Below are 2596 nucleotides of genomic sequence, written 5' to 3'. Positions count from 1 at the left end.
GTAAGCGCGAATTTCCCCGCACCTTTTGCTGTTGAGTGCTCTGATGCATGAGGTGTCCACCAAAATAGGTGGACACCTTGTGATGGAAGAAGATGAGCAGAAACTGCGGGTGAGGCTTGTCGGTCGGGACGGGCGACGCCGATACGACCCGGCATCGAAGGACCGTCTTGTCTCGGCCTGTCTTGAGCCTGGCGTGTCGGTATCGAGGCTTGCGCTCGAACATGGGGTCAATGCGAACCTTCTTCGGAAGTGGATAAAGAAGCGGGCGGAGACCCAGTCCCTCCCACAGCCCCCACCATCGGCGTTCATCCCGGTTCAGATTGAAAGCACTTCCGATCGGGCCTTGCTGCGACAGAGCAGCATGGCTGCGGTGGATTTGCCGGGGACTTGCGATGGGGCACGTAGGTCGGCATTGAAAAGGACAGCGCCTTTTTCCTCTCCAGCCAAGGTGAGCGCGTCGCTGCCGAACGGCGTGAAGTTGACGCTGGAATGCGGTGATGTGGATGCGTTGACGGCGACCATCGGAGCACTGGGTCATGTTCAGACTGGGCGCTGACCTGAAAGTCTACCTGCACCGCGAGCCAATCGACTTCCGGGCCGGCATCAACAGCCTTGCGGTTCTGGTCCAAGAGACGATGGCGCTCGATCCGTTTGCTCCGGCGGTTTTTGCGTTCTGCAATCGCCGTCGCGACCGGATGAAGCTCCTGTTCTTCGATCGGTCGGGCTTTGTGCTGGTCCTGAAGCGGCTGACCGAGGACAAGTTCCGGTGGCCGCGCCGGGAGGCAGCGGTGGTCACGCTTACGACCGAGCAATTGCACTGGATCCTCGATGGCATCGACATCGATGCGATGGTCCGCCATCCGGTGCGGCAATATCAGGTTGCGGGTTGAGGGCTCTCGAATTGAGCGGTTGACGCGGCGGCATGCTTTCGATTCAAGAATCTGATGAATCGACCCGGCGAACCGACTGTTGAAGCGTTGATGGCGCGTATTGCTGCGCTGCAGGCGCAGAACCGTCAACTCACCGAACGCGTCGTCAAACTCGAGGAAGAGCTGGCGCTTGCACGACTGCATCGTTTTGCGCCGAAGAGTGAAAAGCACATTGACCGCCTCTTCAATGAAGCCGAACAGGCCGCGGATGAGGACGCCGCCGACAACGAAGATGGCGGCGTCGTTGTCCTGCCGGACACGGGCTTGCCAGCGAGCGAAGGGGCGACGGGAAAGAAGCGCGGCCGCAAGGCCTTGCCGGAAAACCTGCCGCGCGAGCGCGTCGAGTATGACCTTCCCGACGATCAGAAGGCTTGTCCTTGCTGCCGTCACCAGATGCATCGCATGGGCGAGGCCGTTACCGAGCAACTTCATATCGAGGTGAAGGCGAAGGTCCTGCAGAATGTGCGGTTCAAGTATGCTTGCCGTCATTGCGAGCGTACCGGCATCAACACGCCGGTCGTGACCGCGCCGATGCCCGCGCAACCCTTGCCGGGCAGCATCGCCACGGCCTCGACGCTGGCCTTCGCGCTCGTTCACAAATACGTCGACGGCACACCGCTCTACCGCCTGGCGCAGGCCTTCGAGCGCGCGGGCGTTCCTGTCAGCCGTGGCGCTCTGGGTCACTGGGTGATCGGCTCGAGCGAAAAGCATCTCGCCCGCATCTATGACGTGCTGAAGCTGCGGCTCAGATCGCAGCCCCTCATCCATGGCGACGAGACCACGGTCCAGGTGCTGAAGGAAATGGACAGAGAGGCCACCAGCACCTCGTACATATGGGCATACCGGAGCGGCCACGACAGTGACGAGCCGATCGTGCTGCTCGATTATCAGCCGGGTCGCGGCCAGATACACCCGCAGACCTTCTTGGGCGATTACCGCGGCATCGTGATGAGTGACGGTTATTCCGCCTGGCGCACGCTGGAAGGGGCAACGCATCTTGGCTGCATGGCCCATTCCAGGCGGCGCTTCGTCGATGCCCTAAAGGCGAGGAAGAAAGGCGGCGGCCCGCCGGAACAGGCGCTCCGGTTCTTTGAACAGCTCTATCGGGTTGAAAGGCAGGCGCGGAACGAAATCCCCGATGACGGCGAAACGCGAGATGACTGCATTCGCCGCTTCCGCCAGCAACATAGTGTCCCGATCCTCCAGGCTCTCAAGGCATGGCTCGACGACATCGCCCCAAAAGTCTTGCCGGACAGCAAGCTCGGCGACGCCGTCTCCTACACCCTGAACCAATGGGGATATCTGACTCGTTACACCGAGGACGGCAGCATGCCGATCGACAACAATCTTCTCGAGCGTGACATCAGAATCTTTGCCACTGGCCGGAAAAGTTGGCTGTTCAGCGATACCGTCGACGGAGCCAGGGCCAGCGCCGTCATCTACAGCCTGATGTTGACCTGCCGCGCCTGTGGCGTCGAGCCGTTAGCGTGGCTGCGCCACGTCCTCACTGAACTACCTCAGCGCCCCGAGAACGCAGCCATCGAGGATCTGCTGCCCTTCAACTTCGCCAAAGTAACAGCAGCCTGATCAGACCAGATACCGTTCCCGATTCGAAGGCCATCCGTCGAAAGCTCCCGCGTCAACGTGCAGCGAAAATAGCGCTTACA

General features: G+C 60.8%; 3 protein-coding genes. All 3 read left to right on the top strand.

Going from position 1 to position 2596, the window contains the following annotated elements:
* Positions 1–82 precede the first annotated feature (82 nt).
* Genes tnpA through tnpC form a run of 3 tightly spaced genes read left to right on the top strand, consistent with a single transcriptional unit; the run spans position 83 to position 2516 of the window.
* Positions 83–556, top strand: coding sequence for an IS66-like element accessory protein TnpA (tnpA, locus tag NKH90_RS34425; RefSeq protein ID WP_352589613.1), 474 nt, complete (start codon positions 83–85; stop codon positions 554–556).
* Positions 537–890 (top strand): IS66 family insertion sequence element accessory protein TnpB, encoded by a 354-nt coding sequence (gene tnpB, locus NKH90_RS34420; RefSeq protein ID WP_014761846.1) that lies wholly within the window; start codon positions 537–539, stop codon positions 888–890. Before tnpA ends, tnpB begins: the two co-directional genes overlap by 20 nt.
* A gap of 54 nt (positions 891–944) precedes the next feature.
* Positions 945–2516 carry an IS66 family transposase gene (tnpC, locus tag NKH90_RS34415; RefSeq protein WP_352823736.1) on the top strand — a complete coding sequence of 524 codons (1572 nt, stop codon included), beginning with the start codon at positions 945–947 and terminating at the stop codon, positions 2514–2516.
* The last annotated feature ends 80 nt before the right edge of the window (positions 2517–2596 follow it).

The sequence above is a fragment of the Mesorhizobium sp. M0898 genome (genome assembly GCF_040319695.1).
GTDB lineage: Bacteria > Pseudomonadota > Alphaproteobacteria > Rhizobiales > Rhizobiaceae > Mesorhizobium.
This window is presented reverse-complemented; position numbering and strand designations above follow the sequence as displayed.

Excerpts from the sequence above, each read along its gene's own strand:
- tnpB (WP_014761846.1), top strand. The coding sequence starts at position 537 with ATGTTCAGACTGGGCGCTGACCTGAAAGTCTACCTGCACCGCGAGCCA.
- tnpA (WP_352589613.1), top strand. The coding sequence starts at position 83 with ATGGAAGAAGATGAGCAGAAACTGCGGGTGAGGCTTGTCGGTCGGGAC.
- tnpC (WP_352823736.1), top strand. The coding sequence starts at position 945 with ATGAATCGACCCGGCGAACCGACTGTTGAAGCGTTGATGGCGCGTATT.